Origin of the sequence: Sphingomonas sp. Leaf242 (assembly GCF_001422045.1) — a bacterium.
In the GTDB taxonomy this organism is placed as follows: domain Bacteria; phylum Pseudomonadota; class Alphaproteobacteria; order Sphingomonadales; family Sphingomonadaceae; genus Sphingomonas.
Genome location: NZ_LMLW01000009.1, coordinates 60,210 through 76,729, shown reverse-complemented (window position 1 = coordinate 76,729; position 16,520 = coordinate 60,210). Strand labels below are relative to the sequence as shown.

The window sequence follows — 16,520 nt, the reverse complement described above, 5'->3', positions numbered from 1 at the left end:
AGTGGTTTCGCGCAGAGACGCGGAGGACGCAGAGCCGCTTGTGGCGCCGCAGGCAGAAACTTGTTCGCGCAGAGGCGCAGAGGCGCGGAGAGCAAGAAGTTAGGCCTTGCTCCCTCCCTCTCTCTCAGCGCCTCTGCGCCTCTGCGCGAAATATTCTTCTTAGCGGCTCCGCCGCGTCTCCGCGTCTCCGCGTCTCCGCGTGAACAAAACCTCCGGCGCAGCGCATGACGGTCCGCGCGCGCGTCATTCCGTGTCTCGACGTCGCCGATGGGCGCGTGGTGAAGGGCGTGAATTTCGTCGAACTACGCGATGCCGGCGATCCGGTCGAGCAGGCGCGGGCGTATGATGCGGCCGGGGCGGACGAACTGTGTTTCCTCGATATCGGTGCCTCCCATGAGGGTCGGGGGACGATCCTCGACGTCGTGAGACGGACCGCGGCGGTGTGCTTCATGCCGTTGACCGTCGGCGGCGGCGTACGGACGGCCGACGATGCGCGCGCGCTGTTGCTGGCGGGTGCGGACAAGGTGGCCGTGAACTCCGCTGCGGTCGAGCGGCCGGAACTGGTCGCGGATATCGCCGAGCGGTTCGGCAGCCAGTGCTGCGTCGCGAGCGTCGATGCGCGGCGTTCCGGTGAAGGCTGGGAAGTGTTCACGCACGGCGGCCGGCGCGCGACCGGGATCGATGCGATCGCGCATGCGCTGAAGCTCGCCGAACTGGGCGCGGGCGAGCTGCTCGTCACGTCGATGGACCGCGACGGGACTCGGAGTGGCTACGATCTCGACCTGATCCGCGCGATCTCCGACCGGGTGGGCGTACCCGTCGTTGCGAGTGGCGGCGTCGGCGGGCTCGACGATCTGGTGGCGGGTATCCGCGACGGGCATGCGAGCGCGGTGCTGGCGGCGTCGATCTTCCATTTCGGGCACGCATCGATCGGCGATGCGCATGCCGCGCTGGCGGCGGCGGGGATCCCGGTGCGGACGCCGGTTCGCGTGGCGAATTAAATCATGCCCGTGCTCGCCATCCTCGCGGTCCAGTCGGGGCATAGCGGCGTGGTCCATCCGCGAACCGGGCCCGAGATGTCGGACATCGCGCTGTTCGGGTTTGCGGCGATCGGGGTCTGGCTCGTGCGCCGGGCGTTGCGGAAGCGGTTCATCAAATCGCGCCGCCGCGATGCGGGGCCGCCCAAGAAGGATTGACCCGCCTGCCCTGCTGCGTCAGCACGCCCGCATGGACCCCGTATTCGACCGCCTCGAGGCGACCATCCGCGCCCGTCGCGATGCGCCCTCCGACACCTCCTATACTGCGAGCCTGTTCGCCAAGGGCCGCCCGAAGATCGCGCAGAAGCTCGGCGAGGAAGCCGTCGAGACGGTGATCGCGGCGTGCTCGGGCGACGAGGCGAGCATCGTGCCGGAAGCGGCAGACCTGATGTTCCATCTGGCCGTGTTGCTGGTGGATGCGGGGCTAAGCCTAGACGACGTGCGCGCCGAGCTGGAGCGGCGCGAGGGCGTTGGCGGCCTGGTCGAGAAGGCCGGGCGGACGGGCTGACCTGCCCCCTTCCGCTTGCGGGAGGGGTCGGGGGAGGGCATGACGCACATGCTCCGCCGGGATCGGGATGGCCCAGCCCCTCCCCTAACCCCTCCCGCAAGCGGGAGGGGAATATATGCCGATCGACGCCACCCAGCCTTACGACGACCAGAACATCTTCGCGAAGATCCTGCGCGGCGAGATCCCGTCGAAGCGGGTCTATGACGACGACTTCGCGATCGCGTTCCACGACATCAACCCGCAGGCGCCGACGCATCTGCTCGTGATCCCCAAGGGCGCGTACGTGTCCTGGGACGATTTTTCCGCGCGGGCCCCCGATGCGGAGATCGCCGGGTTCATCCGCGCGGTCGGCGAAGTGGCGCGCACCGCGGGGCTGGTCGAACCGGGTTATCGGTTGCTCGCGAACATCGGCCAGGACGGACACCAGGAGGTACCGCATCTGCATGTTCATGTCTTCGGCGGGCGCCCGCTCGGGCCGATGCTGGCGCGATAGGGCAGCTTCACCGCACTAAAGGATTGCACGTAATAAAATTGCCATTAGGCTCGGGGGCTTGAGCAAGGGGGCCTTTTGACCCGGCCCTCGCTATCCCCGGGGGACACCGCGTTGATTTTTGGTCGCGTAAAATCGCTGGACGCCATTCTGGCGACGGCAGAGAAAAAGGGGTTGGCGCGAACGCTTAGCGCGTTTCAGCTGACCCTGCTGGGCGTCGGCGCGGTGATCGGCACGGGTATCTTCGTGCTGACGTCCGAAGCCGCGCAGAAGGCCGGCCCGGGCATGTTGCTGAGCTTCGTCGTCGCAGGCTTCGTCTGTGCGGTCGCGGCGCTGTGCTATTCCGAACTCGCGTCGATGGTACCCGTGTCGGGCTCGGCCTATACCTATACCTACGCGGTGACGGGTGAGTTGCTCGCTTGGATGGTCGGCTGGGCGCTGATCCTCGAATATGCGGTCGGCGCGAGTGCGGTCGCGGTCGGCTGGTCGAACCATCTGGCCGGGCTGCTCGACGGGATCGGCTTCCACATTCCCAACGGGTTGCGCAACGCCGACGCGCTGATGGCGCACGTCCAGGTCGCGTTCGGCGCCACGCCCAACGTCGATCTGCAGACCGCGATGACGGTCGGCGGCTTCATGAACCTGCCCGCGGTGATCATCATCGGCCTCGTCACATGGCTGCTGGTCGTCGGCACGACCGAGAGCGCACGCGTCAACGCCGTGCTGGTGCTGATCAAGATCGCCGCGCTGACCGCGTTCATCGCGCTGACGATTCCCGTGCTCCAGGCGGATAATTTCCACCCGTTCCTGCCCTACGGCGTCGGCAACCCGCTAAGTTCGTCGGGCGTCGGCGTGCTCGGTGCGGCGGCGTCGATCTTCTTCGCCTATGTCGGGTTCGATGCGGTCTCTACGGCTGCGGAGGAGACCAAGAACCCGCAGCGCAACGTGCCGATCGGGCTGATCGCCAGCCTCGGCATCTGTACGTTGTTCTATTTGCTGGTCGCATCGGGCGCGATCGGTGCGATCGGCGCGAACCCGGTGACGACCGCCGATGGCGGCATCCTCGCCCCCGGCTCGGCCGAGATGGCCGGGCGTTGCGCGGCGATCGTCGCAGGCGGCGCGATGGAGCCATTGGTCTGCTCGAAGGAAGCGCTCGTCCACGTGCTCCAGGTCATCAACTGGCCGATCATGGGTCGCCTGGTCGGGCTTGCCGCGGTGCTGGCGCTGCCGTCGGTGGTGCTGATGATGATGTTCGGCCAGACCCGCGTGTTCTTCACGATGGCGCGTGACGGCCTGTTGCCGGCACGCCTCGCGTCGATCCATCCGAAGTTCCGCACGCCGCATGTCGTCACGATCGTGACGGGCATCGCCGCAGCGATCGCAGCGGCGATCCTGCCGGTCGGCAAGCTCGCCGATTATTCCAACGCGGGCACGCTGTTCGCGTTCATGATGGTGGCGATTTCCGTGATGGTCCTGCGCAAGACCGACCCCGGCCGCAAGCGTCCGTTCCGCACGCCGGCGGTGTATATCGTCGCGCCGCTCGCGATCATCGGCTGCATCGGGCTGTATCTGTCGCTGCCGCTGACCGCCAAGCTGGTCTTGCCGGGCTGGGGCGCGATCGGGCTGGCGATCTACTTCCTCTACAGCCGCTCGCGCAGCCATGTCGGGCTGGGGATCGATGTCGACGACGTCGATACCGCGGCGCCGGGCAGCCACTGATCGAGCCCAAGAAAAAAGGGCCGCGGGAGGAAACTCCCGCGGCCCTTTTTTTGTGGCCTCAACCAAACTCGTCATTCCCGCGCAGGCGGGGATCCATATTCTCAGCAGTTCGCGACTCTGTCGCGAGGCCAGCCAGTATGGGTTCCCGCCTCCGCGGGAATGACGGCGTGGTTGCCTCAGCCGATATGCTTGGCGGCGAGTGCCTTCATGTCGACCATCGGACGGGCGCCGACATGGCTGATGATCTCGGCCGCGCAGACCGCACCGAGCTTGAGCGACGCCTGCAAATCGTAGCCCTGCGCCTGACCGTGGAGGAAGCCCGCCGCGAACAGATCGCCCGCACCGGTGGTGTCGACGACCTTGGCGATCGGCTCGGCCTTCACCTCGGCCCGCGTGCCGTTCTGAAGCGCGCAGGCGCCGTGCTCGCCGCGGGTCACGACCAGCGTCGGGACCTGTGCAGAGATCTTGGCGACCGCTGCATCGAAGTCTTCCGTCTCTGCGAGCGCAGCGAGTTCGCCCTCGTTCGCGAACAGGATGTCGATCAGGCCGTCGCTTAGCAGCTGGCGGAAATCACCACCGTGGCGCGAGATGCAGAACACGTCGCTGAGCGTGAACGCGACCTTCCGGCCGGCATCGCGGGCGCAGTCGATCGCGGCGCGCATCGCGGCGCGCGGCTCTTCGGGATCCCAGAGATAGCCTTCGAGATACAGGATCGCGCTGTCGGCGATCATCGTGGTGTCGATCGCCGCGGCGGGCAGGAACTGGCCCGCACCCAGGAAGGTGTTCATCGTGCGCTGGCCGTCGGGCGTCACGAAGATCAGGCAGCGGCCGGTGGTCGGGTCGCCGGCGCGGACGGGCGTGGCGAACTCGATGCCGATGCTGCGGACGTCATGCGCGAAGACCTGGCCGAGCTGGTCGTCGGCGACCTGGCCGATGAACCCGCATTTGCCGCCGAGCGCGGCGATGCCGGCGACGGTGTTGGCAGCCGAACCGCCGGAGATTTCCATGCCCGGGCCCATCTTGGCGTAGAGCGCGTCGGCCTCTTCCGACGAGAACATGAGCTGCATCGAGCCCTTGGCGACGCCGATTTCCTCGATGAACGCATCGTCGGCGGTGGCGAGGATGTCGACGATGGCGTTGCCGATCGCGACGACGTCGTAGGTGGGAGCGTCGGTGGTAGGGGTGGACAAGGGGAAGTCTCCGGGCGGACGGGAAAGCGTTGCCGTAAATCGCGCGAGGGATTGGCGCAACCGGCGCGACAAGCGTGGCCGCAACCAGAGATATACGCCAAGACCTCAAGCGAAACCCGGATCCTTGCTGGGGCTAAGGTCAGGCGGTATCTCGGGAGACCCAAGATACCCGACGAAATCAGCCGTCCAGGATCGCGACGGCGCGAGTCCAGCCCGCCGACGCGGCGCGGATCTTGACCGGAAAGCAGGCGATCGTGAATCCGGTCGCTGGCAATTGCTCCAGATTGTGCAGCTTCTCGATGTGACAATAGCCGATGTCACGCCCGGCCTTGTGACCTTCCCAGATCAGCGTCGCATTGCCGCTCTCGGCATATCGGGCGGCGGTATGCACGAACGGCGCGTCCCAGCTCCACGCATCGGTTCCCGTGACGCGAACGCCCCGCTCGGTCAGGTACAGCGTGGCGTCGCGTCCCATGCCGCACCCCGACGCAACATAATCGTCGTGCCCGAACCGCATGCCCGCACGCGTGTTGACGACGACGATCTCCAGCGGCGACAGCGTGTGCCCGATCCTCTGCAGTTCCGCCTCGACTTCGGCAGCGCTGACGACGTAGCCATCGGGGAAATGCCGGAAATCCAGCTTCACGCCGGACTGGAAGCACCAGTCGAGCGGAACCTCGTCGATCGTGATCGCCCGCTTTCCGCCATCCATCGTCGAGGCATAATGATACGGCGCATCGAGATGCGTGCCGTTATGCGTGATGAGCGTCATGCGCTCGATCGCCCAGGCCTCGCCATCGGGCAGATCGGCGGCCTGCAACCCCGGAAAGAACCCGAGCAAGCCGGGTATGGACGCCTTGTGATCGATATACTCGATATGAGGACCATGACCGGGAGGGTCCGACAGCACGTCGTTCTCCAGGAATACCGACAGATCGATGATCGTACGTGGCATGATGGTCTCCGTTCTATCGCCGTCGGGACGCAGGCTATCCTGCGCGGTGGCAGGGTAGGTGCATGCTCAAACTGGTGCCGGATCGGGCCAATGTTTGCTAGTCGTCGTGGACTGAGGATCGGTGGCTCGCCGTGTTCGCGGAACTGGTTATCCGTTAGTCGCGGGAGTCGCGCTATCCAAAGCCGCGTTGACCTTCGCGCGACCGCGCGGCATCCCGAGCCGATGCTCCGCGCCCTCCTGCTTTCGCTTGGCCAGCTTACCGATCCGCCGGTGCTGCGCGTGTTCGTCAAGTCGATGATCGTCACGCTGCTTGTCTTCGCGCTGCTCGGAATCGGCACGTGGTGGGGAACGCAGGCCGCGCTGGCCGCGTGGCTCGACTGGCACGCAGACGGACTCGCGGCGGCGTTCGCGCTGTTCGTCACGATCCTCGCGCTGTGGCTGTTGTTCCGCGCGGTGGCGATCGCGGTCGTCGGGATCTTCGCGGATGAAGTCGTCGAAGCGGTCGAGGCACGCCATTACCCGGACGCGCTGAAGACCGCCCGCCCCGTCGCGTTCGCGCGCAGTCTAGCAATGGGGCTCCGCTCGGCCGCTCGCGTCGTGCTCGTCAACCTGGTGATGCTGCCGGTCTACATCGCGCTGCTCGTCACTGGGGTCGGCACCGCTGCGGCGTTCTTCGTGGTCAATGGTTGGCTGCTCGGGCGCGATCTTGGCGACATGGTCGCGGCGCGGCATATGGATGCGGCGGCGATGCGGGGCTGGCGTGCGACGACCAAGGGGAGCCGGTTCGCGCTGGGGCTTGCGAACACCGGGCTGTTCGTGGTTCCGGTCCTCAACATCGCCGCGCCCGTCCTCGGCGCGGCGATGGCCACGCATTACTTCCACAGCCAGTATTCCCGCAAAGGCCGATCATGACGCGACTGACGACGATAGCGATCGCCTTGGCGCTCGGCGGCGGGCTGGCAGGTTGCGCCGCACCGGTCGCGAAACCCGCGGTCGGCCGCCCCGCCATCCCGTATACGAGCGTCGGCCTGGAACGCGTGCTAGGCCAGGACGCCGCCGGCCTGACCAAATTGTTCGGCCAGCCCGACGCCGACGTCCGCGAAGGCAGCGCGCGCAAACTCCAGTTCCAAAGCGGGATCTGCGTGCTCGACGCGTATCTCTATCCCAAGGGATCCGACGCTCCCCGCGTCACCTATCTCGACGCGCGCGAACCCGACGGCAGCACGATCGACCGCGCCAGTTGCGTCGCCGCACTGACCCGGCGCGAGGGTGGACGGTAGCGGCGGGTTTTGCCCAATTGCGGACATCCCGGCCCATGATCGACGCTCCTGATTGCGGCCCTTCATTCATGTGCTGGATCGCGTCCGGACCTTGGCACGGTCAGCGTGGGCGGCACCCGTAAGCGCGTTCGTTTGCTTGGTTCGAGTACCGTCCATGGGTTCCACATACTACTAACAACCGACCGCTTAAGCTGCACTTTGGCCGCAATTACGATGCGGGCATCCAGAAATAGCGCTATGTGAATAGGGTGATCGAGACTGTTTGCGATACCAAGCGACAGGCAGCCACATCCCTCGTAGCTTATCCGCACGCTTTGTTATTTTAGCAACGGGTTGATCTGATGGTTTCTCAATCGTCGTTTCCGAAAACGGAGGATGATCTGCGAAAGGCGCTAGATCGCCAAATCTCAAATATGCGTCGATCGATGGCAGCGTACGATGAGGGCGCGATCGAGGAAGCCGAGCGGCTGGCCCAATCATGCTACGTGCTGTTGCAGGATGGAGGAGGTTCGCGATCTCTTTTAGGCCAACTCGGACTGAAACGCGCGCTTACATTTCCCAATTCCGAAATAAAATTGCCCGACCCCCCATCGGGAGGCGAGTTGATGCGTGCACCGCCATTAACTGTTCTTCAGTTAGGCCCTGAGGGCACCCGCATAGCGCCACTCTGCCAGATTGGGATGAACTTGGATGGTCTTCCATGGCTCAAGTTTGGAAAGTGGTGGGAACAAATCATCTATACGACAAGTAAGGGGCTAAAGCTTAAGCGAATGAACCTCGTTTTTTCCATGCGAAACCAAGACGGCGGGGGGCATGTTGATTCAAAGATAGATAATGAGAGCTATCATTGGCTAGGTTTCGACCTCGATCCTCGTATCCGGATAACCACCGAGGGGTCAAACCAACCAGTTACCGGCGCTCACTGGGCAACTATGCGACAAATCGCTTGGGAGGTTGACCAAGCTTTGCTCAGCTTGGCACTGTGATCTTTCGATAATACCTGATGCCGCCCGAAAGCCGCCAGTCCGCTCTCCTTTCCAAGTCGGACGTCGCTTGATCGTCACGTCTACGCGGCGGAGGTCCATTCGGCGATGACGGAGTCGTCGGCTTCTTGGGGTAGACGGCGGGTGCGCTCGGTCTGACAGCGCAGACCGTCGAGCCGGGCCAGCGACCATATCGCCGCGCCTCGGATCGAGGGGGCGGGATCGTCGAGCAGCGCGGCGACCGTGTCGGCCAACGCCGCATCGCCGCTGTTGCCCGCCGAGATCAGGGCGTTGCGGACCATCTTGTCACGACCGATACGCTTGATGGGGGAGCCGGCAAAGACCTGGCGGAAGCTCGCATCGTCGAGTGCGAGGATGTCGGCGAGTTCGGGCGCGACCAGTTCCGCGCGGGGGTGGAAGGCCAGGTTCGCGTTCGCCGCGGCGGCAAACTTGTTCCAGGGGCAAACGGCGAGGCAGTCGTCGCAGCCATAGATGCGGTTGCCGATCGCGGCGCGAAATTCATGCGGGATCGGGCCGGCATGCTCGATCGTCAGGTAGGAGATGCAGCGGCGGGCATCGAGCTGGTACGGCCGCGGGAAGGCGGCGGTCGGGCATGCGGTCTGGCACGCGTCGCAACTGCCGCAGGTGTCGACGCCGCCCTTGTCCGGTTCCAGATCGAGCGTCGTGTAGATCGCGCCGAGGAACAGCCAGCTGCCATGCTCGCGACTGACCAAGTTGGTGTGCTTGCCCTGCCAGCCGAGCCCGGCGGCTTCGGCGAGCGGCTTTTCCATCACCGGCGCGGTGTCGACGAACACTTTCAAGTCGAACGGCGGCAGGTCGCGGCCTGCTTCCGCCGCCAGCCATCGCCCGAGCGCCTTCAACTGCCGCTTCACGACATCGTGATAATCCGGCCCCTGCGCATAGACCGAGATCCGCCCTACCCCGCCCTCGTCCGCCAGCCGGAGCGGATCGTCCTTCGGCGCATAGCTCATGCCGAGCGCGATGACGCTGCGCACCTCGGGCCACAGGCCGGCGGGGCTTTCGCGGTGGTGCTTGCGCTCCTCCATCCAGATCATGTCGCCGTGACGCCCGTCCGCCAGCCATTGGTGGAGCCGCTCGCCCGCGCGCGGCGCCGCGTCCGCATGCGCGATCCCGCACGCGACGAAGCCCAGTTCCGCCGCTTTGGCCTTGAGCCTGTGTTCCAGCTTGTCTTGCGCCACGTCCGCCCGCTACCACGACGCCACCCTCGGGAGGAAGATTGCGCGTGAACGATGAATGGGCGGTCACCGCGAACGGGATCGTGAAGCGGTTCGGCGAACGGCGCGTGGTCGACGGGGTGGACATGATGGTGCCGCGCGGCTCGGTGTACGGCGTGCTCGGCCCCAATGGCGCGGGCAAGACGACGACGCTGCGCATGCTGCTCGGTATCATCGAGCCCGACGAGGGTAGCCGCACGCTGCTCGGCTACGACAATCCGCGCGATGCGAGCGACCGCGTCGGCTATCTTCCCGAGGAGCGCGGACTGTATCCGGCGATGAAGGCGCGCGAGGCGATCGCGTTCCTGGGAGCTCTGCGTGGGCTCGACTGGAAGACCGGCCGCGAGCGTGCGGTGGTGTTGATGGAAGCCGCTGGCCTTGGCCATGCGGTCGACGAGAAGATCCGCAAGCTGTCGAAGGGCATGGCGCAATTGGTGCAGCTGCTCGGCTCGGTGGTGCATCAGCCCGACCTGCTGGTGCTCGACGAGCCGTTTTCGGGGCTCGATCCGGTCAACCAGGAGCGGCTCGAGAAGCTGATCCTCAACGAGCGCGACCGCGGCGCGACGATCCTGTTCTCGACGCATATCATGAGCCATGCCGAGCGCCTGTGCGACCGGCTGGCGATCATCGCCGGCGGCAAGCGACGGTTCGAAGGCACGGTCGCGGACGCTCGAGGCATATTGCCGCAACGCGTCCACTACACGCCGCATCGGCCCGATCCGGCGATCCGCGGCGTGCTGCCGTCGGATGCTGTGGCGGACGGGGATAGCTGGCGGTTCGAGCTGCCGGGTGAAGGAATCGAAAGTTTGCTCGTGAGGCTTATCGACGCGGGGTACGGGATTTCGGGGCTGTCGATCGAACGGCCCGGCTTGCACGAGGCGTTCGTCCGGATCGTCGGGCAGCACGGTGATGTACCTGTGGAGAAGGCAGCATGAGCCGTTTCCGTCGCACCCTCCGCCAGACGTTCACGATCGCGCGCCGCGACTTCATCGCCACGGTGTTCACGCCGATCTTCCTGCTGTTCCTGTTCGCGCCGGTCATCATGGGATCGTTCGGCGCGATCGGGGGCATGGGCGCGGCGAGCGTCAGCGGCGGCGCGCAGGACAAGACGCGGATCATCGCGATCGTCCCCACCACTACCGTGCGGCCGATCGACGAAGCCGACACGCGCCTGCGTGGCATGTTCCGCGGAGACGAAGCGCCTCCCGAACTGTCGATCATCGCGCCGACCGCCGATCCCGCGGCGCAAGCCCGGGCTGCATTCGAGACCAAGGACGTCGATGCGTCCGCGGTACTGTACGGCCCGCTCGATGCGCCGCAGATCCTGTACGGACCGCGCGGGCGGCGTTCGGCGGATTATCTCGGGTTGCTCGCACAGACGACGCTCGCCGCGCAGAAGCTCGGCGGCACGCTGCCGATGATCGCCGCGACCAAGACGCCGGTCACGCGCTCGACCACGTCGGTCGGTGGGCAGCATCAATCCGCCTTCTTCGCGGTATTCGGGATATTCTTCCTGACGCTGTTCCTGTCGGGCCAGGTCGTCGGCACGATGGCCGAGGAGCGCAACAACAAGGTGATCGAAGTGCTCGCCGCTGCGGTGCCGCTGGAGTCCGTATTCTTCGGCAAGCTGATCGGGATGTTCGGCGTGGCGGTGCTGTTCGTCGCGTTCTGGGGCACCGTCGTCAGCCAGATCACGTCGTTGATGCCAGCAGCAGCCGCGGTCGCGCTGGGCGACCTGACGCCGGCGGTCGGCGCTCCGATGTTCGCGGTCCTGTTCGCGGCGTATTTCAGCATGGCGTATCTGCTGCTCGGGTCGGTATTCCTCGGCGTAGGCGCGCAGGCGACGACGATGCGCGAGATCCAGATGCTGTCGTTACCGATCACGATCCTTCAGGTTGCGATGTTCGGGCTGTCCTCGGCAGCGGCATCGCGGCCGGGCAGCTGGATCGCCACCGCCGCCGAGCTGTTCCCGCTGTCGTCGCCATTCGCGATGGCCGGGCACGCAGCGAACTCGCCGGAATTGTGGCCGCACGTCGCGGCGCTGGCGTGGCAGGCCTTGTGGGTGACGATCTTCATCACGGTTGGCGCACGGCTGTTCCGAAGGGGCGTGCTGCAGTCCGGAAGCGCGCGGCCGTTCTGGCGGCGCAAGGCGAAGGCAGTAGCTTAACCGTTCTCCTGCGAACGCGGGAGCCCAGGACCGCGAGGGATGGTATTTGTTACCCTGGACTCCTGCATTCGCAGGAGAACAGCGCCTATTGACATAAGTGTTAGCAAAGCTTCTCCTGCTGCAAAACACGGGAGAGAGACGATGGCGACTCTGGCAAGAGACGTGGCGCAACACACAGTCGATCCGCTCGATGTGAGCCGCGCCGAACTCTACCGCGACGACCTCTGGCAGGCGCCGTTCGCGCAACTCCGCGCCGAAGCCCCCGTCCATTACGTCGAGCAGTCCGACTACGGCCCTTATTGGTCGGTCTCCAGCTACAAGGGCATCGTCGAGGTCGAGTCTCTCCCCGATCTCTACTCCTCCGAAGCCGGCGGGATCACGATCGCCGATTTCGTCGCCGAGCGCGACGTCCGCATGCCGATGTTCATCGCGCGCGATCGCCCGGTGCATACCGGCCAGCGCCGCACCGTCGCGCCGGCCTTCACCCCCAGCGAAATGACCCGGATGTCGGGCGATATTCGCAGGCGGACCGCCGACATGCTCGACAGCCTGCGGTGGAACACCGCGTTCGACTGGGTCGACACGGTCGCGATCGAACTGACCACGCAGATGCTCGCTATCCTGTTCGACTTCCCCTGGGCGGACCGGCGGAAACTGACCTTATGGTCGGACTGGGCGGGCGATATCGAGATCGTTAAGAACGACGAGCTACGTGGTCAGCGGCTCATGCACATGTTCGAATGCGGCTCGTATTTCAAAACCTTGTGGGACGCGAAGATCGACAAGGATCCGACGCCCGACCTGATCTCGATGATGATCCATTCGGACGCGATGAGCCACATGGATCACAACGAATTCATCGGGAACCTCATCCTGCTGATCGTCGGCGGCAACGACACGACGCGCAATTCGATGTCAGCGCTCGCCTATGGCCTCGACACGTTTCCGGAGTCGCGCACGAAGCTGGAGGCGGACCCGACGCTGATTCCCAATGCGGTCAGCGAGATCCTGCGCTGGCAGACCCCGCTCGCGCACATGCGCCGCACCGCGACCGCCGATGCGGAATTGATGGGGCAGCCAATCAAGGCGGGCGACAAGCTCGCGCTCTGGTACATCTCGGCGAACCGCGACGAGAGCGTGTTCGGCGACGATGCGGACGCGATCGTGGTCGATCGGCCGAATGCGCGGCGGCATCTGGCGTTCGGGCACGGGATCCACCGCTGCGTCGGCGCGCGGCTGGCGGAGATGCAGATTGCGATCCTGCTGGAGGAAATGGCCGCCCGCCGCATGCGCATCAACGTGCTCGCCGAACCGACGCGCGTCGCCGCGTGCTTCGTCCACGGCTATCGAACATTACCGGTGGAAATCAGTCAATACTAAGGCTTGGCTTAACCTTATCGGGTGGTTCGGCCGTACCTATATCCGAACCATGGAGACGAACATGACCCAGGACCGCCGCGCTTTCCTCACGCTCGCCGGAGCAGGCGTCGCCGGCTTCGCGCTCTGGGGGTGCTCGTCTCAACCCGCGCAGGCTGCCGAGCGGTTCGAGGTGACCCTAACCGACGCGCAGTGGCGGAAGAAGCTGTCGCCCGACGCGTACAACACGTTGCGCAAGGAAGCGACGGAAGTGCCCTATTCCAGTCCGCTCAACGGCGAGCATCGCGCGGGAATTTTCTCCTGCGCCGGGTGTGCATTGCCGAACTATTTGTCGAAGACCAAGTTCGAGAGCGGCACCGGCTGGCCGAGCTTCTGGCAGCCCTTGCCGAATGCGGTGCGGACGCGGGTGGACTCGACGATGGGGATGGCGCGGACCGAGGTGCATTGCCGGCGGTGCGGCGGGCATCTTGGGCACGTGTTCGATGACGGGCCGAAGCCGACGGGGAAGCGGTACTGCATGAATGGCGATGCGCTGACGTTCAAAGCTGCTTGAGGGCGTTCATTGAACGTGTGCGGCGCGTTACGCTGTTGAACAGGTAGAGTGTTCCCCCGCGAAGGCGGAGGTCCAGACTGGGCTCCCGCCTTCGCGGGAGAACAAGAAGCTAGCAGATCAGTGCTCGGCCTTATGGCACCTCCCCGGCGGAGGCCGGGGTCCAGTTGGGCGGCGTCGCTAACGAAGGTGGCGAGCTGTTACTGCGACCTTTCCAACTGGGTCCCGGCCTTCGCCGGGGTGGTTGCCTAATTGGACCGTCGGGGAGCGATCAGTAGCGAAACTTTGGATGTAGAGCGCGGACTGACGCAACCGCCACCACGCCCAGACAAACCTCAGTTCGCCTCGTTCACCAGCGTGAAGATGCCGCGGGGGTCGGTCGGCCCGTGCTGGATCGTCGCAAGCTGCGTAGCGTTGGCGCGCTGAGTTGCGGAGACAGTGCGGCTCGCCATCTGGAACGAAGGCTGCGCTGGCGCATCGAACGTATCGCCAGCAGGCGCATGGCCCGAATAGATGAAGCCCTTGGTCGGATAGGCCGAGGTACCGAGGTCGCCCTGCGGGCCGTACCACACCTTGACCATGCTCCAGTCACCGGCGGCGGAGACGTCGACCGCGCGGACGTTGGTCTCGATGGCGCCGGGGCGCGACCAGTTTGCATGCGTAAGGAGGACTTCGCGGTCGCTGACGACCTTCGAGACCATCGCGACATGGCCGACGCGCATCCGCGAGGTCGGCGAGAAGGCGAGGACCGAGCCGGCCTTCGGGGTGTGGCCACGCTCGTAGCGACCCTCGGCCTGGCTCCACCAGGTGTTGGCGTTGCCGCGGATTTCGATGCCCGACACCGAGCGAGCGAACGTCACGCACTGCCAGAACTGAGCCGCAGCAGGGGTGGCCGTCATCAGGCCACACGATACCACCAGCGCAAAACGCGCTGCTAACGCCTTGAAATTCATCGAGACCCCCCGGCCAAAACCCGTTTGTCGCAGTCTGGCTACGGGAGGTTCGATTTAATTGGAACCCGTGCGGGAACCATATCCGACGAAGCGTGTTACCGCGCCGACCAACGCCCCGAACGGGCGCTCAGGGCAGCTCAGTTCATGAGTTTCCAACCGGTTATGCGGTCGACCGTGACCTGCGTGACCGCGTGATAGCCCGGCCGCGCCTTGCCGTAGATCTCCATCGCCAGCTTGTGGCCCCAGTCGCCCGAGTCCATCATCTGCTGGAACAGCGGCGCGACGAACTTCCGCCGGCCCTGCGAAGTCAGGAACTGCTCGGCCGAGGCGTCGGCGGGCGCATAGTGATTGGCGAGCGCGAGTTGCAGCCAGGCGAAGCGGATCTCGGAGTTGCCCGTCGTGTTCCAGCCGAACGCCGTGTCGAGCGTCTTCAACCGCTCGGCCGGGAGCTTGCGCGGCAACTGCGTGATGAACCGCGTGATCTCCTGCGTAGTCGCCTTGCCGGGCACGCCCGAGACGGGACCGCCAGCCGCATACGCCTTGGCCGCCGCATCGACCGCCGGGAACGCCGCGGACGTCACATGCACCGCGTTCGCGGGGATGCCGGGGCTGTAAACCCACGTATCGACGCCGATCGTCTTGGCTTCGGCGGGCGTCAGCAGCTTCGACTTGAGGTCGGCGAGGAAGCCTGCGCTGGTCTGCGGCTGGAAGGCGTGGCGGTCGAAATAGCTGCGGAGATACGCATCCCACCGTGCGCGTCCGACCTGTTTCTCGATCGTGCGGAGGAACGCCGCGCCCTTGTCGTAGGCGATCTGAGTCATGCCGTCGTCGGGATCGCGCGCGGCGTCGAGATCGAGGTGGAGCTGCGTGTCCTTTGCGGCGGGGCCACCGGCCTCCTTCACCGCGGCGAGCATGTCGGTCCAGGCGAGGTCGGCCTCCATGTCGGCGCGGCGCTTGCCGTAGAGCGCTTCCATGATCCGGTTCTCGAAATAGCTGGTAAAGCCTTCGTTGAGCCAGAAATCGTCCCAGGTCGCGTTGGTGACGAGGTTGCCCGACCAGCTGTGCGCGAGTTCGTGCGCGATCAGCGAGACGAGGCTGCGGTCACCGGCGATCGCGGTCGGCGTGGCGAAGGTCAGCGTCGGGTTCTCCATGCCGCCGAACGGGAACGACGGCGGCAGGACCAGCACGTCGTAGCGGCCCCAGCGATACGGGCCGTACAGCCCCTCGGCGGCGGCGACGAACTTCTCGAGCTCGCCGAACTCGTACGCGGCCTTGGGCAAGGTCGCGGGTTCGGCCCAGATGCCGGTGCGCGGGCCGGTCGACTTGAACGCGATGTCGCCGACCGCGAGCGCGATCAAATACGGCGCGACGGGCTTGTCCATCTTGTACTGGAACGTGCAGCGATCGGCAGCGCAGGTCGGCTTGCCGGTCGCGAGCCCGCTCATCACCGCGGTGAGTTGCTTGGGGACGGCGATCTTGGCCTCCCAGGTCTGGCGGATGCCGGGGGAGTCCTGCGTCGGGATCCAGCTGCGGTTGAGGATCGCCTCGCCCTGGCTGAACAGGAACGGCTGTTTCTTGCCCGCGGTCTGCGCAGGGGTGAGCCATTGCAGCGCCTTCGCGTCGGGTGAGGAGGCGTAGGCGATGCGGATTTTCCTGGCGCCGTTGAGCGTGACGGTCAGCGGCGCGCCGTGGATCTTGTCGACTGTGCCGACCGAGTAGGGGAGCGGTTTGCCGGCGGCGTCGGTGATGTTGACGATCTTGAGGCCGTTGTCGTCGAGGACAAGTTTCGCGCCTGGTTTCGCCAGGACGTCGAGCGTGGCGATGCCGCGGATGACGTGGGTGTCGAAGTCGGCGGCTAGATCGAGCGCGACGTGCGTGACGCGGGCCTCGGCGGGGCGGGCGTAGCTGTGTGGGTCGTGCGCGTCGGGGGTGGTGAGGACGGGGGCGATCGTCTGCGCGACGGCGGGGGATGCGAGGACGAGACCGAGGGCGGTGGCTAGAGCGGGGATGCGCATGGGAACTCCGATGTCGCCGTTCCTCGATATCGGGACGGCC

The 16,520-nt window shown here is 65.6% G+C and carries 17 protein-coding genes; 12 read left to right on the top strand and 5 right to left on the bottom strand.

Features of this window, described 5'->3' with window-relative positions; translation table 11 throughout:
• Nucleotides 1-224 precede the first annotated feature (224 nt).
• The 5 genes from hisF to ASF09_RS11575 all read left to right on the top strand — a co-directional run bounded on the left by hisF (nt 225) and on the right by ASF09_RS11575 (nt 3,754).
• A complete protein-coding gene (hisF, locus tag ASF09_RS11595; RefSeq protein ID WP_060526384.1) occupies nt 225-1,001 on the top strand; it encodes an imidazole glycerol phosphate synthase subunit HisF in 777 nt (258 codons plus the stop codon).
• Nucleotides 1,002-1,004: 3 nt separating this feature from the next.
• Nucleotides 1,005-1,196: a hypothetical protein gene (locus ASF09_RS11590; protein WP_060526383.1), complete on the top strand. Its 192-nt coding sequence runs from the start codon at nt 1,005-1,007 to the stop codon at nt 1,194-1,196.
• A gap of 31 nt (nt 1,197-1,227) precedes the next feature.
• A complete protein-coding gene (locus ASF09_RS11585; protein WP_060526382.1) occupies nt 1,228-1,545 on the top strand; it encodes a phosphoribosyl-ATP diphosphatase in 318 nt (105 codons plus the stop codon).
• Nucleotides 1,546-1,660: 115 nt separating this feature from the next.
• Nucleotides 1,661-2,038, top strand: a complete 378-nt coding sequence (locus ASF09_RS11580; protein WP_060526381.1) for a histidine triad nucleotide-binding protein — start codon at nt 1,661-1,663, stop codon at nt 2,036-2,038.
• A 111-nt stretch (nt 2,039-2,149) separates the two neighbouring features.
• Nucleotides 2,150-3,754 carry an amino acid permease gene (locus ASF09_RS11575; RefSeq protein ID WP_056052108.1) on the top strand — a complete coding sequence of 535 codons (1,605 nt, stop codon included), beginning with the start codon at nt 2,150-2,152 and terminating at the stop codon, nt 3,752-3,754.
• Between the two features lie 176 nt (nt 3,755-3,930).
• On the opposite strand, the gene ASF09_RS11570 is transcribed toward ASF09_RS11575, so the two are convergent.
• Nucleotides 3,931-4,944, bottom strand: a complete 1,014-nt coding sequence (locus ASF09_RS11570; RefSeq protein WP_060526380.1) for an adenosine kinase — start codon at nt 4,942-4,944, stop codon at nt 3,931-3,933.
• Between the two features lie 178 nt (nt 4,945-5,122).
• Nucleotides 5,123-5,899: a cyclase family protein gene (locus ASF09_RS11565; RefSeq protein WP_060526379.1), complete on the bottom strand. Its 777-nt coding sequence runs from the start codon at nt 5,897-5,899 to the stop codon at nt 5,123-5,125.
• A gap of 222 nt (nt 5,900-6,121) precedes the next feature.
• Here ASF09_RS11565 and ASF09_RS11560 point away from each other — a divergent pair, with 222 nt between their 5' ends.
• The 3 genes from ASF09_RS11560 (at nt 6,122) to ASF09_RS20325 (ending at nt 8,165) form a co-directional block, all read left to right on the top strand.
• The gene (locus tag ASF09_RS11560) at nt 6,122-6,811 is read left to right on the top strand and encodes an EI24 domain-containing protein (RefSeq protein WP_060526378.1); all 690 of its coding nucleotides are present in this window, start codon (nt 6,122-6,124) and stop codon (nt 6,809-6,811) included.
• Nucleotides 6,808-7,179 (top strand): hypothetical protein, encoded by a 372-nt coding sequence (locus tag ASF09_RS11555; RefSeq protein ID WP_056052121.1) that lies wholly within the window; start codon nt 6,808-6,810, stop codon nt 7,177-7,179. Before ASF09_RS11560 ends, ASF09_RS11555 begins: the two co-directional genes overlap by 4 nt.
• Before the next feature lie 425 nt (nt 7,180-7,604).
• Nucleotides 7,605-8,165 carry a hypothetical protein gene (locus ASF09_RS20325; protein ID WP_156359332.1) on the top strand — a complete coding sequence of 187 codons (561 nt, stop codon included), beginning with the start codon at nt 7,605-7,607 and terminating at the stop codon, nt 8,163-8,165.
• An 80-nt stretch (nt 8,166-8,245) separates the two neighbouring features.
• Here the strand turns inward: ASF09_RS20325 and queG are convergent, their stop codons facing one another.
• Nucleotides 8,246-9,382, bottom strand: coding sequence for a tRNA epoxyqueuosine(34) reductase QueG (queG, locus tag ASF09_RS11550; protein ID WP_060526377.1), 1,137 nt, complete (start codon nt 9,380-9,382; stop codon nt 8,246-8,248).
• A gap of 44 nt (nt 9,383-9,426) precedes the next feature.
• Between queG and ASF09_RS11545 the strand changes: the two genes are divergently transcribed.
• From ASF09_RS11545 to msrB, 4 genes are all read left to right on the top strand, one after another.
• The gene (locus ASF09_RS11545; protein ID WP_156359331.1) at nt 9,427-10,353 is read left to right on the top strand and encodes an ABC transporter ATP-binding protein; all 927 of its coding nucleotides are present in this window, start codon (nt 9,427-9,429) and stop codon (nt 10,351-10,353) included.
• On the top strand, nt 10,350-11,585 hold the full coding sequence (locus ASF09_RS11540) for an ABC transporter permease (protein WP_060526375.1): 1,236 nt from the start codon (nt 10,350-10,352) through the stop codon (nt 11,583-11,585). Before ASF09_RS11545 ends, ASF09_RS11540 begins: the two co-directional genes overlap by 4 nt.
• 141 nt (nt 11,586-11,726) lie before the next feature.
• Nucleotides 11,727-12,965 (top strand): cytochrome P450, encoded by a 1,239-nt coding sequence (locus tag ASF09_RS11535; RefSeq protein ID WP_060526374.1) that lies wholly within the window; start codon nt 11,727-11,729, stop codon nt 12,963-12,965.
• A gap of 61 nt (nt 12,966-13,026) precedes the next feature.
• A complete protein-coding gene (gene msrB, locus ASF09_RS11530) occupies nt 13,027-13,515 on the top strand; it encodes a peptide-methionine (R)-S-oxide reductase MsrB (protein WP_060526767.1) in 489 nt (162 codons plus the stop codon).
• A 332-nt stretch (nt 13,516-13,847) separates the two neighbouring features.
• On the opposite strand, the gene ASF09_RS11525 is transcribed toward msrB, so the two are convergent.
• Nucleotides 13,848-14,465: a CHAP domain-containing protein gene (locus ASF09_RS11525; protein WP_082444264.1), complete on the bottom strand. Its 618-nt coding sequence runs from the start codon at nt 14,463-14,465 to the stop codon at nt 13,848-13,850.
• A gap of 137 nt (nt 14,466-14,602) precedes the next feature.
• Nucleotides 14,603-16,480: a M1 family metallopeptidase gene (locus ASF09_RS11520; protein ID WP_060526373.1), complete on the bottom strand. Its 1,878-nt coding sequence runs from the start codon at nt 16,478-16,480 to the stop codon at nt 14,603-14,605.
• Between the last annotated feature and the right edge of the window lie 40 nt (nt 16,481-16,520).

Coding starts and splice junctions, on each gene's coding strand:
- hisF (WP_060526384.1), top strand. CDS start 225: ATGACGGTCCGCGCGCGCGTCATTCCGTGTCTCGACGTCGCCGATGGG.
- ASF09_RS11590 (WP_060526383.1), top strand. CDS start 1,005: ATGCCCGTGCTCGCCATCCTCGCGGTCCAGTCGGGGCATAGCGGCGTG.
- ASF09_RS11585 (WP_060526382.1), top strand. CDS start 1,228: ATGGACCCCGTATTCGACCGCCTCGAGGCGACCATCCGCGCCCGTCGC.
- ASF09_RS11580 (WP_060526381.1), top strand. CDS start 1,661: ATGCCGATCGACGCCACCCAGCCTTACGACGACCAGAACATCTTCGCG.
- ASF09_RS11565 (WP_060526379.1), bottom strand. CDS start 5,899: ATGCCACGTACGATCATCGATCTGTCGGTATTCCTGGAGAACGACGTG.
- ASF09_RS11560 (WP_060526378.1), top strand. CDS start 6,122: ATGCTCCGCGCCCTCCTGCTTTCGCTTGGCCAGCTTACCGATCCGCCG.
- ASF09_RS11555 (WP_056052121.1), top strand. CDS start 6,808: ATGACGCGACTGACGACGATAGCGATCGCCTTGGCGCTCGGCGGCGGG.
- ASF09_RS20325 (WP_156359332.1), top strand. CDS start 7,605: ATGGCAGCGTACGATGAGGGCGCGATCGAGGAAGCCGAGCGGCTGGCC.
- ASF09_RS11540 (WP_060526375.1), top strand. CDS start 10,350: ATGAGCCGTTTCCGTCGCACCCTCCGCCAGACGTTCACGATCGCGCGC.
- ASF09_RS11535 (WP_060526374.1), top strand. CDS start 11,727: ATGGCGACTCTGGCAAGAGACGTGGCGCAACACACAGTCGATCCGCTC.
- msrB (WP_060526767.1), top strand. CDS start 13,027: ATGACCCAGGACCGCCGCGCTTTCCTCACGCTCGCCGGAGCAGGCGTC.
- ASF09_RS11525 (WP_082444264.1), bottom strand. CDS start 14,465: ATGAATTTCAAGGCGTTAGCAGCGCGTTTTGCGCTGGTGGTATCGTGT.
- ASF09_RS11520 (WP_060526373.1), bottom strand. CDS start 16,480: ATGCGCATCCCCGCTCTAGCCACCGCCCTCGGTCTCGTCCTCGCATCC.